Source organism: Halomonas sp. SCS19 (genome assembly GCF_040147015.1).
Taxonomy (GTDB): Bacteria; Pseudomonadota; Gammaproteobacteria; order Pseudomonadales; family Halomonadaceae; genus Halomonas; species Halomonas litopenaei.
The window spans coordinates 2,306,575-2,323,285 of record NZ_JAMSHN010000001.1; the positions used below are offsets into that span (position 1 = coordinate 2,306,575).

General features: G+C 65.9%; 17 protein-coding genes. 10 read left to right on the forward strand and 7 right to left on the reverse strand.

Annotated features, from left to right (window positions below; all coding sequences use genetic code 11):
• Nucleotides 1-13 precede the first annotated feature (13 nt).
• The gene (locus NFH97_RS09980) at nucleotides 14-553 is read left to right on the forward strand and encodes a tripartite tricarboxylate transporter TctB family protein (protein WP_222568712.1); all 540 of its coding nucleotides are present in this window, start codon (nucleotides 14-16) and stop codon (nucleotides 551-553) included.
• A 3-nt stretch (nucleotides 554-556) separates the two neighbouring features.
• Nucleotides 557-2,071, forward strand: coding sequence for a tripartite tricarboxylate transporter permease (locus NFH97_RS09985; protein WP_045993526.1), 1,515 nt, complete (start codon nucleotides 557-559; stop codon nucleotides 2,069-2,071).
• A gap of 104 nt (nucleotides 2,072-2,175) precedes the next feature.
• On the opposite strand, the gene hmpA is transcribed toward NFH97_RS09985, so the two are convergent.
• Entirely contained in the window at nucleotides 2,176-3,360 is a 1,185-nt protein-coding gene (hmpA, locus tag NFH97_RS09990; RefSeq protein WP_349624769.1) for an NO-inducible flavohemoprotein, read from the reverse strand.
• A 489-nt stretch (nucleotides 3,361-3,849) separates the two neighbouring features.
• On the opposite strand from hmpA, the gene norR reads away from it, so the two are divergent.
• The 8 genes from norR (at nucleotide 3,850) to NFH97_RS10030 (ending at nucleotide 12,454) form a co-directional block, all read left to right on the forward strand.
• Entirely contained in the window at nucleotides 3,850-5,439 is a 1,590-nt protein-coding gene (gene norR / locus NFH97_RS09995) for a nitric oxide reductase transcriptional regulator NorR (protein WP_287163943.1), read from the forward strand.
• A gap of 186 nt (nucleotides 5,440-5,625) precedes the next feature.
• The gene (locus NFH97_RS10000; protein WP_287163945.1) at nucleotides 5,626-6,810 is read left to right on the forward strand and encodes an NnrS family protein; all 1,185 of its coding nucleotides are present in this window, start codon (nucleotides 5,626-5,628) and stop codon (nucleotides 6,808-6,810) included.
• Nucleotides 6,811-6,816: 6 nt separating this feature from the next.
• Nucleotides 6,817-7,206, forward strand: coding sequence for a SirB2 family protein (locus NFH97_RS10005; protein ID WP_287163946.1), 390 nt, complete (start codon nucleotides 6,817-6,819; stop codon nucleotides 7,204-7,206).
• Nucleotides 7,207-7,492: 286 nt separating this feature from the next.
• Nucleotides 7,493-7,945 (forward strand): c-type cytochrome, encoded by a 453-nt coding sequence (locus tag NFH97_RS10010; RefSeq protein ID WP_045993522.1) that lies wholly within the window; start codon nucleotides 7,493-7,495, stop codon nucleotides 7,943-7,945.
• Nucleotides 7,946-8,027: 82 nt separating this feature from the next.
• Entirely contained in the window at nucleotides 8,028-9,368 is a 1,341-nt protein-coding gene (locus NFH97_RS10015; protein WP_108132122.1) for a cbb3-type cytochrome c oxidase subunit I, read from the forward strand.
• A 52-nt stretch (nucleotides 9,369-9,420) separates the two neighbouring features.
• The gene (locus NFH97_RS10020; RefSeq protein WP_108448720.1) at nucleotides 9,421-10,248 is read left to right on the forward strand and encodes a CbbQ/NirQ/NorQ/GpvN family protein; all 828 of its coding nucleotides are present in this window, start codon (nucleotides 9,421-9,423) and stop codon (nucleotides 10,246-10,248) included.
• Nucleotides 10,249-10,256: 8 nt separating this feature from the next.
• Complete coding sequence (locus NFH97_RS10025) at nucleotides 10,257-12,248, forward strand: nitric oxide reductase activation protein NorD (protein ID WP_287163947.1); 1,992 nt, start codon at nucleotides 10,257-10,259, stop codon at nucleotides 12,246-12,248.
• Nucleotides 12,245-12,454 (forward strand): hypothetical protein, encoded by a 210-nt coding sequence (locus tag NFH97_RS10030; RefSeq protein WP_287163948.1) that lies wholly within the window; start codon nucleotides 12,245-12,247, stop codon nucleotides 12,452-12,454. Before NFH97_RS10025 ends, NFH97_RS10030 begins: the two co-directional genes overlap by 4 nt.
• 40 nt (nucleotides 12,455-12,494) lie before the next feature.
• On the opposite strand, the gene NFH97_RS10035 is transcribed toward NFH97_RS10030, so the two are convergent.
• From NFH97_RS10035 to NFH97_RS10060, 6 genes are all read right to left on the reverse strand, one after another.
• Nucleotides 12,495-12,842, reverse strand: coding sequence for a hypothetical protein (locus tag NFH97_RS10035; protein ID WP_108132124.1), 348 nt, complete (start codon nucleotides 12,840-12,842; stop codon nucleotides 12,495-12,497).
• Nucleotides 12,839-13,270, reverse strand: a complete 432-nt coding sequence (locus NFH97_RS10040) for a hypothetical protein (RefSeq protein ID WP_287163949.1) — start codon at nucleotides 13,268-13,270, stop codon at nucleotides 12,839-12,841. The genes NFH97_RS10035 and NFH97_RS10040 overlap by 4 nt, the downstream gene beginning before the upstream one ends.
• A gap of 5 nt (nucleotides 13,271-13,275) precedes the next feature.
• Entirely contained in the window at nucleotides 13,276-13,842 is a 567-nt protein-coding gene (locus NFH97_RS10045) for a cytochrome c oxidase subunit 3 (protein ID WP_287163950.1), read from the reverse strand.
• A gap of 68 nt (nucleotides 13,843-13,910) precedes the next feature.
• Nucleotides 13,911-14,381 carry a hypothetical protein gene (locus NFH97_RS10050; RefSeq protein ID WP_287163952.1) on the reverse strand — a complete coding sequence of 157 codons (471 nt, stop codon included), beginning with the start codon at nucleotides 14,379-14,381 and terminating at the stop codon, nucleotides 13,911-13,913.
• Nucleotides 14,382-14,397: 16 nt separating this feature from the next.
• Complete coding sequence (locus NFH97_RS10055) at nucleotides 14,398-15,723, reverse strand: cytochrome D1 domain-containing protein (RefSeq protein ID WP_287163955.1); 1,326 nt, start codon at nucleotides 15,721-15,723, stop codon at nucleotides 14,398-14,400.
• Nucleotides 15,720-16,190 carry a c-type cytochrome gene (locus NFH97_RS10060; protein WP_349624770.1) on the reverse strand — a complete coding sequence of 157 codons (471 nt, stop codon included), beginning with the start codon at nucleotides 16,188-16,190 and terminating at the stop codon, nucleotides 15,720-15,722. Before NFH97_RS10060 ends, NFH97_RS10055 begins: the two co-directional genes overlap by 4 nt.
• Between the last annotated feature and the right edge of the window lie 521 nt (nucleotides 16,191-16,711).

Consider the following 16,711-nt stretch of genomic DNA (forward strand, 5'->3'; position numbering starts at 1 on the left):
CGGAGGACTCCCGATGAAATCGCTCTCCCGCCTGGGGACCTGGCTGACGGGGCCGACAGGTGTCGTCATCTGCCTGTTGGCCCTGACCCTGATCTATCTGCTCGAGGCGTTCAAGATAGCCCCGCCCATCAAGAACGGGGCCCTGACCGCCTCCTTCTTCCCGGTAGCGCTCGCCGTGGTCATGCTGCTGGCGCTGGGTGGCGTGATCCTCGCCGATCGACGCGAGGCGGCCAGTGGCGAGGCAGGTGATGAGGCCGGCGCCGGGGAAAGCGACGAGGGCGGCGACAACCGTGGCGATGCAAAGGTGGCGGCGTGGCGGGGGCCGGTGGCGGTCACCCTGCTCACCGCCGTCTATATCGCCCTGTTTGCCCACCTTGGCTACTTCATCGCCACCTTCCTCTACGCCTTCAGCATGACGCTGGCCTTCGCCACCGGGCGGCCCTCGCCGCAGGCGCTGGCGTTCAAGGCGCTGGTGGCCGGCGTGATCACTCTGCTGGGATACGGGCTCTTCGAGCTGGTGTTCCAGGTTCGCCTGCCGACGCCCTGGATCTGACCCATGGACTATCTGATCGAACTCTCCAAGGGCCTTGCCGTGCTGATGCAGCCCGACATCCTGCCCTACCTGATCGGCGGCTACCTGATCGGCACCTTCTTTGGCGCCGTGCCGGGGCTCACCTCGATGCTGGCCATCGCCCTGCTGTTGCCGTTGACCTACAGCCTCGACATCACCGCGGCGCTGGTCGCCTGCGCCGCCATCTTCATGGCCGGCATGTGCAGTGGCAGCATCACCGCCACCACCATCAATATTCCCGGTGCCCCGGCCTCGATGATGACCGCCATCGAGGGCTACCCCATGCAGCAGCGGGGCGAGGGCGCCAAGGCGCTGGGCCACGCCGCCCTGGCGTCGATGATCGGCGGTGCCCTGGGTGCCATCATGCTGATGGTGATGGCGCCGCTGGCCACCGAGGCGGCGCTGCTGATTCGCACGCCGGGCAAGTTCTCGCTGATCGCCTTCGCCCTGATCGTGATCGTCATCTCCCAGCGTGGGGCCATCTCCAAGGGCCTGGTCGCCACCACCCTGGGGGTGATGGTGGCCACCGTCGGTATCGACGTGATGCAGCCGGTCACCCGCTTCACCTTCGGCACCGGCGTGCTGATGCAGGGCATCGACATCATGCCGCTGGTCATCGGCGCCTTCGCCGTCAGTGAGCTGCTGGTGCAGTCGCAGAACCGCGCCTCGCGCACCGTCGAGGTCGACGCCATCAAGGCCAGCGTCATTCGCCGCCGGGACTTTATTCCACCCTGGCACGAGGTGCGTGAAATCGGCGTCTATCGCTACGTCAAGACCGCCATCATCGGCTACAGCGTCGGCGTGCTGCCAGGCGCCGGAGGCTCCATGGCGGCCTTTGTCGCCTACGCCGAGTCCATGCGCAGCTCACGCCACCCGGAGAAGTACGGCAAGGGCTCGGTGGAAGGCATCGCGGCGGCGGAGGGCGCCAACAACGCCATGTGCAGCGGCGCCTTCGTGCCGATGCTGTCCTTCGGTATTCCCGGCGATCCCACCACCGCCATCGTGCTGGGCGTGCTGGTGATCAACGGCCTGCAGCCCGGGCCACAGTTCCTCGACAGCCAGCTTGCGCTGGTGGCACCGATGTTCATGGCGCTGCTGGTGGCGGCCCTGGTGATGGTGCCGCTGACGCTCTACGTGCTGGGGCCCTGGTTCGTGCGCATCGTCTCGATCCGCCGCGATGTGCTCTACGCCAGCATCGCGGTGATCGCGCTGGTCGGCTGCTACGTGGCCACCTACTCGATCTTCCAGATGGGACTGGCGCTGGTGTTCGGGGTGCTCGCCTTCCTGCTGCGGCGTCAGGGCTATCCGGTGGCCTGCCTGCTGCTCGGCTTCGTGCTCGGCCCGAGCCTGGAGGAATACTGCCGACGCTCGCTGTCGCTGTCCGACGGCAACCCGCTGATCTTCCTCACCAGTCCCGACAGCCTGTTCTTCCTGGCGCTGACCGGGGTGTTCTACTACTTCATGGTGGTGAGAAAGCCCGAGGCGCGACAGCACGCCTGATGTCCTGGCCAGTGAGCGACCGCCGCAAGACACGACAAGGCCGCGCCCTCGGGCGCGGCCTTGTCGTGGTGGGCTGAGTGGAACGCGACGGTCAGACGTGCTTGTCAGGCGACGCTATTGCTGTTGCTGAGCGGACGAGAGGGGCCGAAGTGCTCGTAGTGACGGCGCTGCTCGGGGATACCCAGTTCTGCCAGATGGCTGTCGATGGCGCTCATGAAGGGCGGCGGGCCGACGAAGTAGCACTGGGCGTCGCCGCCGGGCAGCAGGCGGGCCAGCAGCTCACGCTCGAGGCGGCCCTTGATGTCGCCGCCGTCGCCTTCCTCGTAGGCGCAGACCCGGGTCAGCAGTTGCGGATAGTCTCGGGCAAGGGCCTCGACCTCGCCACGGAAGGCGTGGTGGTCGATGTTCCGGGCAGCGTGGACGTAGCAGACCCGGCGTCCCTGGGCCAGGGCCTGGCGCGCCAGCGGCAGCATCGGTGTCTGGCCGACACCGCCGCTGATCAGCATCACCGGCGCGTCGCCATCGTCCAAGGTCAGCTCACCGGCGGGGGGCAGCAGTTCCAGGGTGTCGCCGACGCGCATCTGCTGATGCAGGAAGTTGCTGACCAGACCGCCCGGCTCCTGTTTCACCGAGATGCGATAGCTACGGCCGTTGGGGCTGCCGGACAGGCTGTAGTGGCGATGCACGATTGCCTCGTCCACCGCCAGACGCAAGCCGATGTACTGGCCGGGCTCAGCGTCGGCCACCGGCTGGCCGTCGACCGGCTCCAGGGTGAAGGAGCGAATCACCTCGCACTCGCGCTGGATCTGGGCGACACGAAACTCGCGCAGTCCACGCCAGCCGCCGGGGCGCTCGGCGAAGGCCTGGTAGCGCTCGGCTTCGGCGGCGATCAGCAGCGCGGCCAGGTCGTTGTACAGGGCCGTCCAGGCGTCGGCGATCTCCGGCGTCACCACCTCGCCCAGCACCTCTCCGATGGCGGCCATCAGGCATTCGCCGACGATGGGGTACTGCTCGGGCTGGATGCCCAGCGAGACGTGCTTGCTGATCACCGTCTGCATCGAGTCGATGACCTCCTGGGGCTGGCGGCGCAGGCCGACATAGGCCAGCACCCCTCGCGCCAGCGCCTTCGGCTGGCCACCGTCGGCCTGGTGGGCCTGGTTGAACACTGCCTTGACCTCCGGGTAGCGCTCGAACATCAGCGGATAGAAACGGGCGGTGATGGCGTCCAGATGTTCGGCGACCAGAGGGGCGGTGGCATCGATGATGGCGTCTTGGGCAGCGGTGGTCATGGCGTCTCCTGTCAGGGATATGGCGCAGCGCGCTCCCACTGTGGCAAAAAACCCTCACCGCGTCGGAGGCCTGGCTCGTTTGGGCCTACTTTTTCTCTACAGCTTGTGAACAGAGCATCGGTTGATATGCCTCGACACCTTCGGTGCTACCACGGGGTCGGGGCGTATCGCTCGTCGCCTTTCTGTACCCTGTATGGAGCAAGCGATATGCCGCTTCGCTTGAGGTGCGCCAACTTGCCACAGTGCGGGTGATCCAGAGCGGGTAACGAGCGGGCAGTGTGGATCCACAGGGCGCTTGTCGAGAGCGCTGGTCACGCTACCCGGCTCCTTTTTTCTGGCCCGGTTCCCGGCCACGTTCCCGACCCGATTCTGTCCCGGTATTCGCCCAGGCCAGTGGTACCTCTTGTGAACGAGATCGAGGTTGCATGTCGATCTGACACTACAAGTGCTATCGTTTTGACACTGTTGATAGTCAAAAGGACATTCGAGGTGGTCAGCTTTCTACGACGCCTGCGTGCCCTGCTGCAGCGCCTGGGCGATGAGCAGGGCCCCGAGCTCGCCGAGGCCTGGCAGGGCGTGCTCGAATCACTGGTGGCCCCCACCGCGGCGGATGCCAGCGCGCTGCTGGTGGCGCAGGGCTCCGGTCTCAGGCCGGTGGCCACCATCGGCCTGCCCGAGGGCGTGGCCGGCAGGACCTTCGCCTTGAGCGAGCATCCTCGCCTCGCCGCCATCGCCGAGGCGCCGGGGGTCTGCCGCTTTGCCGCGGACTCGCCCCTTCCTGATCCCTACGACGGACTGCTGGATGACGGTCTCAGCCCTGTCCATGACTGTCTGGGGGTGGCGTTGCGCGACGGTGATGAGCTGATCGGCATGGTCACCCTGGACGCCCTGATCCCGGGGGCGCTGGCCGAGCTGGATGACCAGGGCCTGCTGGCGGCGGCCGAGTTGCTGGGCACCTGCCTGCGGCTGTCTCGGCGTCTGGACGGCGCCCGCCTGCAGCTCGCCCTGCAGCGCGATGACCACGGCCAGTTGCCGCGTCGGCTGACCGGCTGGCGCAGTGGCGCCATGCGCAAGCTGATGGCCTCGGTGGAACTGGTCGCCGCCACCGACATGAGCGTGCTGGTGCTGGGCGAGACCGGCGTCGGCAAGGAGCGCATCGCCCATGCCCTCCATCACGGCTCGCGACGTGCCGATGGGCCACTGGTGGTGGTGAACTGCGCCGCGCTGCCGGCCTCGTTGATCGAGAGCGCCCTGTTCGGCCATCGGCGCGGGGCGTTTTCCGGGGCAACCAGCGACCATCGCGGGCACTTCCAGATGGCCGACGGCGGCACCCTGGTGCTGGACGAGGTGGGGGAGCTGCCGCTGGAGCTGCAGCCGAAGCTGTTGCGGGTGCTGCAGGAAGGCGAGGTCCAGCCGCTGGGCAGCGATCGGCTCCAGCATGTCGACGTTCGGGTGGTCGCGGTGACCAACCGGGATCTTGCCCTGGAGGTCGCCCAGGGGCGCTTTCGCGAGGATCTCTATCACCGGCTCAGCGCCTTTCCGCTGGAGGTACCCCCGCTGCGCCAGCGTCCCGAGGACCTGGCGCTGCTGGTCGGACACTTCCTGGAGCAGAACCGGGTGCGTCTCGGCGTCGGCAACCTGCGCCTGAGCGAGGCCGCGCGGGAGTCGCTGGCGGCCTGGCACTGGCCCGGCAACGTACGTGAGCTGGAGTCGCTGCTGGCACGTGCCTCGCTGCTGGCATTGGCCTCGGTGGACGTGCTCGGGACGCCCGATGCTCGCCGCCGTAGCGTACGCATCGAGGTCGAACACCTGGGGCTGGCGCCGGCGACAGCCCGGGCCACCGACTCGCCCGCAGCTCAAGGCGACACGTCTCGAAGCGCCGTGTCGCCGGCCGATCGGCCAGCGGGCGAGGCGCTGGATCGAGAGCCCTCGCTGCGGGAGGCCACCGAGGCCTTTCAGCGCGAGCGCATCCGGCAGGCCCTGGACACTGAAGGCAACTGGGCAGGGGCGGCTCGCCGGCTGGGGCTGGACCCCGGCAATCTGCATCGCCTGGCGCGGCGGCTGGGGCTAAAGGCCTGATTCTGTCCTGGTCATCGCCAAGGGCGTGCGAGGCTGTCGCGGGGTTGGGGCTGGGTTGGGGGATGCAGGGCTTGCCAGCGTGAGTCAGGTTTGCGGCATCGGCAGTGCCTTTGATGTGCATCATGGTGATGTTGTCCAAAGCGGGCCAGACTTCACAAGACCAAGTGAATTACTCAGGTACTCGCCATGTCATCCGTCGCCGCTCGTCTGCCTCTTGCGCGCCTCGCCTTTCGTCCCTTCTTCCTGCTGGCGGCGGCCTTCAGCGTGGTGGCCCTGCTGGTGTGGCTCGCTTTCTGGCACGGCATCTTCGTGCTGTCGCCCCGGGCGGGCATGCTGTGGTGGCACCAGCACGAGATGCTGTTCGGTGTGGTGGGGGCGGTGGTGTCGGGGTTCTTGCTGACCGCGGTGCAGACCTGGACCGGCCTCAGGGGGCTGCATGGCGCCCCGCTGCTGGGGCTCGTCGCACTGTGGCTGGGGGCCCGGCTGGGGCTGGCCTTTCCGGTCTTGCCACAGGCGCTGGTGATGGCGCTGGACGTCGGCTTTCTGCTGATCGTCTGCGCCGTGATGGCGGTGATGGTGATCCGGGCGAAGCGCTGGCGCAATCTGATCTTCGTGCCGGTGCTGGCGATCCTCGCCGGTGCCAACCTGGGCAGCCATCTGGGCGTGCTCCAGGGTGACCCTGAGCTGGTGCGCCAGTCGTCCTACCTGGCGGTGCTGCTGGTAACGCTGATTATGGGGGTGCTGGGCGGTCGGGTGATCCCGATGTTCACCGCCAACCGGCTGGGCCTGAAGCGCCGCCCGGCGCTGCCCTGGCTCGAGGGGCTGGCGCTCGGCAGCCTGGCGCTGGCGGTGGTGCTGCAGGTTACACGCACCCTGGGGGCCGATCTGCCCGACAGCTTACTGGCGCTGGCGCTGCTGGCGGCGGCGCTGGCCCACCCGCTGCGCCTGATACGCTGGCAAGGCCGCGCCACCGGACGTGAACCCCTGCTGTGGAGCCTTCACCTGAGCTACGCCTTCGTGCCGCTGGGGCTTTTGCTGTGGGCCCTGGGGCTGTGGGGCGTCGGCCGGGCAGAGCTGGGTGTCCACGCCATCACCGTGGGTGCCATGGGCACCATGATGCTGTCGATGATGTCGCGGGTGTCGCTGGGCCATACCGGCCGTCCCATGCGCTGTCTGCCGGGCATCGGCGTGGCTCTCGGCCTGCTGGTGGCGGCGGGACTGTCGCGCTCGCTGGTGCTGGCGCTGTGGCCCTCGGTCACCCACTGGGTCTACAGCCTGAGCATCCTCCTGTGGTGTCTCGGCTACGCCATCTTTCTGGCCCACTATGTGCCGATTCTGGGCAGTCCGCGTGTCGACGGTCAGGACGGCTAGGCTCAGATGTTACCGCTCTACCTCACTCTCAAGTCCCTGCATGTGTCGCTGGCGCTGGTCAGCGGCGCCCTCTTTGCCCTGCGCGCGCTGTGGTCGGTAACCGGCTCTTCCTGGCTAAAGCGCCCCTGGGTGCGTGTGCTGCCCCATCTGCTCGATACCCTGCTGCTGGCGGCGGGGCTGTCGCTGATGGTGCTCACCACCCAGTGGCCTCACCAGACGCCATGGCTTGCCGCCAAGCTGACCGCCCTGCTGGCCTATGTCGGCTTCGGCAGTCTGGCGCTTCGACGAGCTGCCAGCGTTCGAACGCGGGCGCTGTCGGCCTGTCTGGCGCTGCTGATCTTCGTCTATATGCTTGGCGCCGCGCACCGACACAGCGTCCTGTCCTGGCTGGTATAGCCTCTTTATTGCAATGCATTGATTTACCTCAATGGCGTTGGTTTTTTCTCCTGTCAGTGGCGATATTTTCGTCATCTTGTCTCGTCAATTTCATCGTTTATCGCCGATAGTCCAGGCGACTGTTTAAGTGGTTGATGGGGCGAATCAATCAAGAATTTTGGTGATGCATGTCATATTCCGAGTGTTTAACTCAGGTATAGAAGAGCGCTCCTCAATACAATGGTCAACGGGGCCAGGGAGGTCTGACTCTCCGGCACCATGGGCCAAACAATGAGGAGACGTGGTCATGGCCGAGGGTCTGACAAAATCCGCAGCACGTAACATCTTCTACGGGGGCTCACTGTTCTTTTTCCTGATCTTTGTAGCGCTGACTGCTCACAGTCACTGGTACATCGTGACGGAGTCCACCAGCGCACTTCCGCTGACCGATTCGGTACGCGAAGGCAAGCATGTGTGGGAAAAGAACATGTGTATCAACTGTCACAGCATCATGGGCGAGGGGGCCTATTTTGCGCCTGAACTGTCCAATGTCTGGACCCGCTATCACGGGCGCGAAAACCCCGAGGCGGCAAGGGCGGGACTGGCGGCCTGGATGCGCGCTCAGCCGCTGGCCGTACCAGGGCGGCGCAAGATGCCGCAGTTCGATCTGAGCGACGAGGAAATGACCTCGCTGATCGATTTCCTCGAGTGGACCGACGCTATCGATGATCAGAACTGGCCGCCCCACGTATCGGGATAGGTCGGTGGGTTCGCGTGACATATCGACAAGATCGCAATGGCGTACGCGTCGCGTGAGGGGAAACCGTGGAGGAACATGAAAAATGAAATATGAAACACAGAAGGTGGCCTACGCCTTCTTCCTGGTGGCGATGGGGCTTTTTGCCCTTCAGCTGGTGTTTGGCATCATGGCTGCGCTGGTCTACGTCTTTCCAGACTTCCTGGCGCAGTTGATGCCGTTCAACATTATCCGCGTCAGCCATACCAATCTGCTGATCGTGTGGCTATTGATCGGCTTCATGGGCTGCACCTACTACCTGATGCCGGAAGAGGCCGAACGGGAGATTCATAGCCCGATGCTGGCCTACCTGCAGCTGGGCATCTTTGTGGTGGCCGGGGTCGCCGCCCTGGTGTGCTATCAGCTTGGCATCCACGAGGGACGTGAATTCCTCGAGCAGCCCTTCTTCGTCAAGGTGCTGATCACGGTGTCCTTCCTGATCTTCCTCTACAACACCAGCATGACCCTGCTCAAGGGCCGCAAGACCACCATCAATCTGGTGCTGATGCTGGGCCTGTGGCTGGCGGCGGTATTCTGGCTGTTCGCCTTCTACAACCCCGGCAACCTGGCGGTGGACAAGGTCTACTGGTGGTGGGTCGTTCACCTCTGGGTGGAAGGCGTGTGGGAGCTGATCATGGCGTCGCTGCTCGGCTATCTGCTGATCAAGATGTCCGGCGTCGACCGCGAAGTGATCGAGAAGTGGCTCTACGTCATCGTCGGCCTGTCGTTGTTCTCCGGGCTGCTGGGCACCGGCCACCACTACTACTGGATCGGTACGCCGGGCTACTGGCAGGCCATCGGCAGCATCTTCTCGACCCTTGAGGTGATTCCGTTCTTCGCCATGGTGGTGTTCGCCTTCGTGATGTTCTGGAAGGGTTCGCGCAACCACCCCAACAAGGCTGCGATGCTGTGGACCATGGGCTGCCCGACGGTCGCCTTCTTCGGCGCCGGCGTGTGGGGCTTCATGCACACCCTGTCGTTCATCAACTACTACTCCCACGGCACCCAGGTCACCGCCGCCCATGGCCACCTGGCGTTCTACGGTGCCTACGTGATGCTGATTCTCGGCGTGATCACCTACGCCATGCCGCAGCTGCGTCGGAGCCAGCCGTTCAACCAGGTGCTCAACATGTGGGGCTTCTGGATCCTGACCTCGGCCATGTGCTTCATGACCTTCACCCTGACCTTTGCCGGTGCGGTGCAGACCCATCTGCAGCGGGTGCTGGGGATGAACTACATGGAGGTGCAGGACCAGCTCGGCCTGTTCTACACCATGCGCCTGGGCACCGGCATCGCGGTGACGGTGGGCGCGGTGCTGCTGCTCTACGCGCTGTTCGGTCCGGCCCGTCGGTCGGCCTCTGGCCAGCCGGCGATGTCCGCCAGCTGAATCCGATCGAGGCCGCCGTCAGGCGGCCTCGATGGTCTCGAGGACCCTGTTCATGACCCAAGCAACCCTGTCTCGGTGCGCCTTGCACCAGGACCCTGTGCGTGACGACATCCCCTTCTACCAGCCGACCGGCCAGGAGGTCGCGCTGTTCGAGCACGCCTACCGCCAGCGCCTGCCGCTGCTGTTGAAGGGGCCGACGGGCTGCGGCAAGACCCGTTTCGTGCGCCATATGGCGGCACGTCTCGGGCTGCCGTTGCACACCGTGGCCTGCCACGACGACCTGACCGCCTCCGATCTGACCGGACGCTATCTGTTGAAGGGCGGTGACACTGCCTGGTCCGACGGCCCCCTGACCCGGGCCGTGCGCGAAGGCGGCATCTGCTACCTCGACGAGGTGGTGGAGGCGCGCAAGGACGTGACCGTGGTGCTGCACCCGCTGACCGACGATCGTCGTCTGCTGCCACTGGAACGTACCGGCGAGCGACTCGAAGCGCCGGACGACTTCATGCTGGTGGTGTCCTACAACCCTGGCTATCAGCACATTCTCAAGACCTTGAAGCCGAGCACCCGCCAGCGCTTCGTGGCGATCTCGCTGGACTTCCCCGATGCCGACACAGAGGTCGACATCGTCGCCCATGAAAGCGGCCTTTCGCGTGGGCGCTGCGAGGCCCTGGTCAACCTGGCGGCACGCCTGCGGGCAATGAAGGGCCAGGACCTGGAAGAGGGGGTGTCCACTCGCCTGCTGATCTATTGCGCCAGCCTGATCCAGGCCGGCATGCCGGTGCTCGACGCCGCCCGGGCGGCCCTGCTCGAGCCACTCAGTGACGATCCCGACGTGCTCAAGGGCATCGAGGACGTCGTCACCGCCACCTTCGGATAGCCACCACCATGCTGGAGTTTCTCGAGGTCGAGGAGTTCGTCGGCCGTCACTGGCACCGCTGGGCGTCACGCGCCGCCAGCTACCCGGAGTATCCCGAGGCGGCGGTGACCCTCGATGAGGTGTCGCGCTCGCTGGGGGTGCTGTTTCGCGCAAGCGGCGGAGACCCCGGCGTCACCCTGGATGCGATCGGCAAGCGCGCCTCGCGCCATCGCCTGTCACTGCGTCAGCGCCTGGGCTTCGACGAGGAGGCGCTGGAGGTTTCGCGGCGTGACGACGAGCATCTGCTGCTGCCGCAGCGACTGGCGCTGCTGCCTGAGGTTGAGCTTAATCGCGATCTATATCGCTGGCTGGCCATGTCGCTGGCCGAGCGCCGTCCCGTGGCGCGCTGCGACGATCCACTCGAACAGGATCTGGTGCGCCTGGCCGAGGCCCGGCGCTCAACCGAGGTGACGCTTGCGCGCTATCCCGGCTTCGTCCGACGCCACGCCCGGCTGTGCCAGGCGCTGCTCGCCGTGCGTCCTCGGCGCCGCGGCCTGCCTTCGCAAGAAGCTGCGGTAGAGACACTGGTCCGGCGCCTGCTGGGCGACGACCGATCCTTCGATAGCGAGGCCCAGACGCAAGACAGTCCCGAAGGCGACGCGCGCCAGTGGTGGTCCTGGCTGCAGGCGGCGGATGACCAAGGGCGCCCGTCGGTGCGCGCGCCACGGGGGTATCGGCCCTTTCTGCCGGTGCCGCTATGGGGCGAGGCGTCGACGCTCGAGTGCGTCTCGAGGTCGACCGATGAGGATGACGAGGACGAAGACGAAGAGACGGCTCCGCCCCAGGCCGCCGAGGTGGAAGGTGCCCGGCGCAAGGCCGAGCGCCGCTATCAGGATCAGGCCGAGCGAGACGACCCGCTGATGCTCAATGCCTCGGAAAAGATGCTGTCCTGGGCGGAGATGGTCAACGTCAACCGCCACCTGGATGACGAGGAGGAAGACGCCGCGCGCGAGGCGGCCGACCAGATCGACGAGATCACCTTGAGCCGCAACCGGCGACGCGCCGCCTCACGGCTGAAGATGTCGCTGGACCTGGCGCCCGACGCCGCCTGTGGCGAGTCGCTGGCCGCCGGTTCCAGCGTCGAGCATCTCTATCCTGAGTGGAACTACCGCAAGGGCCGGCTGTTGCCGGCCCACTGCCGGGTGATCGCCGAACCTGCCATCGAGGAGGGCGAGCCCTGGCAGGGCGACGAGGCGGCGACACGGCGGGTACGCCGGGTACGCCGCCAGTTCGAGGCCCTGCGGCCCCGGCGAGAGTGGCTGCGGGGCCAGGCGGACGGTGACGAGCTGGACCTGGACGCCCTGGTCCGCAGTCGCTGCGACCTGGCCGCCGGCGGTCAGGTCAGCGACCGCCTGTTCGTCGACGCCAGGCCCCAGGGGCGTGATCTGGCGGTGTCCATCCTGATCGACGTGTCGCTGTCCACCGATGCCTGGCTGGAAAGTCGCCGCGTGCTCGACGTGGCCCAGGAAGCGCTGATGGTACTGGGCCACGGCATCACCGGCTGCGGCGACGACGTCAGCATCCACAGCTTTACCTCCCAGCGTCGGCATCGGGTCTGGGTCAGGCGGTTGAAGGCCTTCGACGAGGCCATGGGCGAGCGGGTGGAACGACGCATTTCGGCGCTGACGCCGGGGCATTACACCCGCATGGGACCGGCCATTCGCCACCTGGCCAGGGAGCTGGGCCAACACCCCAGAAGACATCGGTTGCTGCTGGTGCTGACCGACGGCAAGCCCAACGACACCGACTACTACGAGGGGCGCTACGCCATCGAGGACACCCGCCACGCGGTGCGCGAGGCGGCGCGAGAAGACGTGCGGGTATTCGGGGTGACCATCGATCGCGAGGCCAGTCGCTATCTTGGCCGCATCTTCGGTCGAGGGGGCTACGCTATCGTGCCGCGCCCGGAGCATCTCGCCCTGGCGCTGCCGGGCATCTACCGACAGCTGGTGGCCCAATGAACGTCATATCTTCGTCACAGACTCGCTGGCGCCAGCGGCTGGCGCTCGCCACCGCCGGCCTTGCGGCGCTGATACTGTTCACGCTGCTGGCCTGGCTGATCCATCACCGTGACTGGGGCATCGTGCTGATGGCGCTGGTGCCCCTTGCGGTCTGGCTCACCCTGCGGCTCTGGCGCCGGCTCGAACGCTGGGCGCTGCGGGGCTGAGTGGTCGGTTGCTCGCCGTTGGCCGTCAGTCGCTAGCAGCTCAGCGCACCAGGTCGTTGATGCCGGTGATCTCGTAGCAGAAACGGGCGCTGCCGGTGCGGTAGGTGTCGACGCGATAGACGCGCTGGCCAAGGGCCACGGCGGGGGATGAGAAGTTCAGCGCACTCTCGGTGCAGTCGCCGTAGCCCCAGCGGATCTGGTAGTGATCATCGCCCGCTCGATCCAGCACGAAGGGGTAGGTCACCAGTTCCTCTTCCGCGCGGTCGCGGGCGAAGCCGTAGACCTGAGTCGAGGTCAGGTCGCCTCGGTCGTTGACCACCGCCACCAGGCGAATGGTCTCGCCGGGGTCTTCCTCGAAGGTCATGTCGATTTCCACGGCCTTGTTCATCTGGGCTCCTGTGCCTGTCGTTCGTTGTGTCGTTCGAAGTGTCGTTCAGTGTGTCTATCGCTGCGTCGATCAGTGGTGTTATTCGTTGTGGTGCTGTGGATCGAGGCCGGGATGGCGGTCGCACCGGCGGTCGCACCAGAAGCCTCGATCCAGCGAGGCAGCAGTCCCGCAGCCGCCAGCCCAAGCCCCATCGCCCCGACCAGTACCAAGAGTCCCCCTCGCCAGGAGGCAGGGGCAATACGCAGGTTGAGGTAGATGGAGAGAATCTGTTGCGCCTTGACCAGGCTGGCAACGAGCACCAGCGCCAGGGCCCAGAGCGCCAGCGGGCCGCGATGCAGCGCGCCGCTGGCCATGGCGATGAGGGTCATGCCCATCAACAGGGCCCAGGTGCGCCACAGGCGTCTGCGCTGAGTATCCGTGTCATGCATTGTCGTCACCGCACCAGATAGAGCAGGGGATACAGCAGTACCCAGATCAGATCGACCATGTGCCAGAAGGCGCAGACGGTCTCCACGGTGTCCGCTCGCGGGCGCCATATCGCGACGCCCAGCAGGCACAGGCCAAAGATGACGTGGGCGGCGTGAAAGCCGGTCAGGCCGATGTAGAAGGTGAAGAAGTTGCCGCTGTCCGGCAGTGGGCCGGTGAAGAACTCGAGGTGATACTCGACGGCCTTGATCAGGCAGAAGGCCGCACCCAGTGCCGCGGCCAGCGCCAGCCACTGGCGTATCCGGCGCTCGCGCAGGGCGTGGGGTGGACACTGGGACTGCGTGACCGCCATCGCCGCGGCAAGGCCACTGGTCAGCAGCACCAGGGTATTGAGCCCACCCAGCAGCGGCTCGAGATGGCGTTGCCCGGCGAGAAAGCCCACGGGGTCGAGTACCCGCTGCCAGGCAAAGACGCCAAAGAAGGCGGCAAACACCAGCAGCTCACTGATGATCAGCACCCAGATCAGCGGGTTGCCCGGCAGGCCCGACAGCGGCCCCCAGCCAGGATTGGGCAAGCCAGAGCCCGGTAAGTCAGAGCCTGGAACGCCAGAACCCGGCATGCCAGAGGCGCCGCGATCGAGGTTCACCGGTCGCTGTCCGTAAAGCGCACGCGGCAGCCACCCAGCAGCGGGGACAGGGGGCGCGGGACGGGCAAGTGGTGCAACAGCCGGCGGATACCCAGGGCGCAGCGTCCCACCATCCAGATGAGCGCCAGGGTGAAGCCCAGATAGCCGTAGGCCCAGCCGGTGAGCCCCGGCAGGTCGATGTGGCCGATCAGCCCCCACAGGCCAAGGCCAATCGCCCCGGCCAGCACGCCGTACCAGAAGGTCGCCAGCTGAAAGCGCAGGTGGCTCACCAGCACCGCATCGGTGGGTCTTCTGATGGCCAGCCAAAGATGAGCGACAAGCGCACTGAGCGGGGCGGTCACCACCGCCATGACGCTGCCCAGCATCAGGGCGTAGAGCAGCAGCACCTTGCGCTGCCCGGAAGGCGTCGTGACGACGGTGGTCTGTTGTGATTGCGTCTGGCGAGTTTCCAGCGAAGCAGGGTGCATGGCGTTCTCCCGCGGCCTACAGGCCGATGCGATGGGCTCGATCGGTGAAGAAGATGCCACTGGGCGACTCGGCCTCCAGGGTCGCCAGGCGCTCGAAGGTGGCGGTGTCGTAGACCACCACCTGGTCGGAGTCCCGCGCCGAGATCCAGACCTCCTCGCCGCGCGGGCTGAACTCCATGTGCAGTACCGCCTGGCCGGGGGTCAGGGTGCGGATGATCTCGCCGCTTTCACTGTCGATGACCTGGACCACATCGTTGTCGGGGTGGGCGAAGTTGACCCACAGCTGGCGCTGGTCCGGCCGGCTCATCACGAACACCGGCTGCCCGTGCACCGCAATCCGTCGCTCCAGGCGCCAGTCGTCGAGGTTCGCCATCAGCACCTCGTGGCGACCCACCGCCGGCCACCAGGCGTGGTCGTTGGCGATGGTCCAGCCCTCCAGGTGGGGCATCTTGTACACCGGCAGCTTGTCGTCGCCCTGACGATAGCCGGACAGGACCGGCTCGACCCCGTTCTCCGGGTGCCACAGATCGAGCCGCGCCAGGTGGTCCTCGCCGAACAGGCCGGCCACGTAGAAGCGCCCGATGGGATCGATCAGGGCGTCGTAGGGTTTCTCGCCGATATCGGAGAAGCGGGTGATGGCGGGAAGCTCGCTGGCACCTTGTTCGTCCGCGATGAGCGTCGAGGCGTCGAGCACCTGGATCTCGTTGGCGTCCCACAGGCTGTAGACGAAGCGGTTGCCCGGGGCGTCGACCAGGCCGACCACCTTGGACAGCGCCTGACTGCCGTCATCTTGGGTGTAGCGCGCCGGTACCTCGGCCAACAGCTCAAGGCTGTCGGCGTCGAACAGCTTCACGCCGCCCGGCTCGTAGTTGGCCACCGCGATGATGCGGCCGTCCTGGGAGATGGCCCCGCCGATGCTGTTGCCGGACTGCAGCACTCTCTTGTCGATGGTGGCGCACACCAGATCCACCTTGGTCAGACCGCCGTCGCGGCCGAACACGTAGGCGAAGCGCTCGTCGCTGGAGAACTTCACCGAAGCGTGGGACAGATCGCCCAGTCCCTCGACACGAGTGATCACGCGATGCTGGCGGCGGTCGACCAGGGCCAGGCGGCCATCGGCGCGTTCGACCACGACCCCGAGTCCGCCGGTGGCGAGGTTGGCGCAGCTGGCCTCCGGCGTGCCGGCGTCGGTGCTGTGGGCAACGGCGGCTGAGCCGTGCGGGCTCTGACCCCAGGCGATCAGGCCGCAGGCCAGTGCCAGGCCAAGCATGAAGCCCGGGGCGTGAAAGCGCCGAAGACCCTTGGCGGCGGGGGGATGGGGCAATGCAGAACGGTGCCTCATGGGAGCTCCTGAGCGTCGGTGTGCTTGAGCGTCTCGGCGATCCAGCGGGCCTCTTCGGCGCTCAGCAGATCGCGCCAGGGCGGCATGGCGGTGCCGGGCAGGCCTTCGAGGATGATGGTGGTCAGGGTGTCGACGTCGTAGACCGCCAGGCGCTCCTGGGTGAGAGCAGGGCCGAGCCCCCCCTTGAGGGTCATGCCGTGACAGGAACCGCAGTCCTGAAGGAGCAGGTTGCCGAGCGCCTCCGGGTCGACTGCTGCGCCGTTCGAACCTGTCGCTGAAGCGCTGGTCGTTTGCGTCGCCGAGGCGCTGGTCTTGTGTGTCGCCGAGGCGCTGGGCGCTGGCGCCGCCGATGTATCGGCAGCCCATGCTCCCATCAGCAGAAGGCAGGCGAGGGCGGCACGCCATCGTGGCAAAAGCACTGAGCACGCATGGCACCTGAAAGGGTGCTGGGAAATAGGTGTTGCCATCGACAAGTGTCCCCCGGCGAAGGTCCCTGTAGGACCCGACAGTGTCCTTGATTCATCGAAAATATTTATTGATATGGGTCGTCGTTTTATCCCGAAGGTGTTGGTGTTTCTTGAAGTGGCAAGCAGTAGTCGAGTTTCGTCCTGCTGTCGATAGCGGCTGGAGCCATTGGATGATGCGCGTCAACGTCTTGATCAAAAAGTACTGAAATGCTCCTTTCGAGGTAGCTCCGAAAGTCTTATTTGGTCATTAAGCTTAAGAAATTAAAGGGGAAAAATTTCCGCTGGTGCGCGGAGGAGTGATTGTTGATAGGGGTCAAGAGTCGGCAAGAGACCCAGTGAAATCGTCGGGAATGCGCGCTTCCATGGTAGGCAGGGCAAACGCGAAGAGAGCGGGCGTCTTCGCGGCCTTCATCTGGAAGGAAGATGTGTCGCTTATCCAGGGAAGGGATTGCCGTACCAAGGGAAATAACTCGCTCAAGAGAAAGCGGAAAACCTGGCGACATTTTCATCTTGTGGCACGA

Bases quoted from the DNA above. Each gene is read 5' to 3' on its own strand.
- NFH97_RS09980 (WP_222568712.1), top strand. From the start codon at position 14: ATGAAATCGCTCTCCCGCCTGGGGACCTGGCTGACGGGGCCGACAGGT.
- NFH97_RS09985 (WP_045993526.1), top strand. From the start codon at position 557: ATGGACTATCTGATCGAACTCTCCAAGGGCCTTGCCGTGCTGATGCAG.
- hmpA (WP_349624769.1), bottom strand. From the start codon at position 3,360: ATGACCACCGCTGCCCAAGACGCCATCATCGATGCCACCGCCCCTCTG.
- NFH97_RS10000 (WP_287163945.1), top strand. From the start codon at position 5,626: ATGTCATCCGTCGCCGCTCGTCTGCCTCTTGCGCGCCTCGCCTTTCGT.
- NFH97_RS10005 (WP_287163946.1), top strand. From the start codon at position 6,817: ATGTTACCGCTCTACCTCACTCTCAAGTCCCTGCATGTGTCGCTGGCG.
- NFH97_RS10010 (WP_045993522.1), top strand. From the start codon at position 7,493: ATGGCCGAGGGTCTGACAAAATCCGCAGCACGTAACATCTTCTACGGG.
- NFH97_RS10015 (WP_108132122.1), top strand. From the start codon at position 8,028: ATGAAATATGAAACACAGAAGGTGGCCTACGCCTTCTTCCTGGTGGCG.
- NFH97_RS10020 (WP_108448720.1), top strand. From the start codon at position 9,421: ATGACCCAAGCAACCCTGTCTCGGTGCGCCTTGCACCAGGACCCTGTG.
- NFH97_RS10025 (WP_287163947.1), top strand. From the start codon at position 10,257: ATGCTGGAGTTTCTCGAGGTCGAGGAGTTCGTCGGCCGTCACTGGCAC.
- NFH97_RS10030 (WP_287163948.1), top strand. From the start codon at position 12,245: ATGAACGTCATATCTTCGTCACAGACTCGCTGGCGCCAGCGGCTGGCG.
- NFH97_RS10035 (WP_108132124.1), bottom strand. From the start codon at position 12,842: ATGAACAAGGCCGTGGAAATCGACATGACCTTCGAGGAAGACCCCGGC.
- NFH97_RS10040 (WP_287163949.1), bottom strand. From the start codon at position 13,270: ATGCATGACACGGATACTCAGCGCAGACGCCTGTGGCGCACCTGGGCC.
- NFH97_RS10050 (WP_287163952.1), bottom strand. From the start codon at position 14,381: ATGCACCCTGCTTCGCTGGAAACTCGCCAGACGCAATCACAACAGACC.
- NFH97_RS10055 (WP_287163955.1), bottom strand. From the start codon at position 15,723: ATGAGGCACCGTTCTGCATTGCCCCATCCCCCCGCCGCCAAGGGTCTT.
- NFH97_RS10060 (WP_349624770.1), bottom strand. From the start codon at position 16,190: ATGGCAACACCTATTTCCCAGCACCCTTTCAGGTGCCATGCGTGCTCA.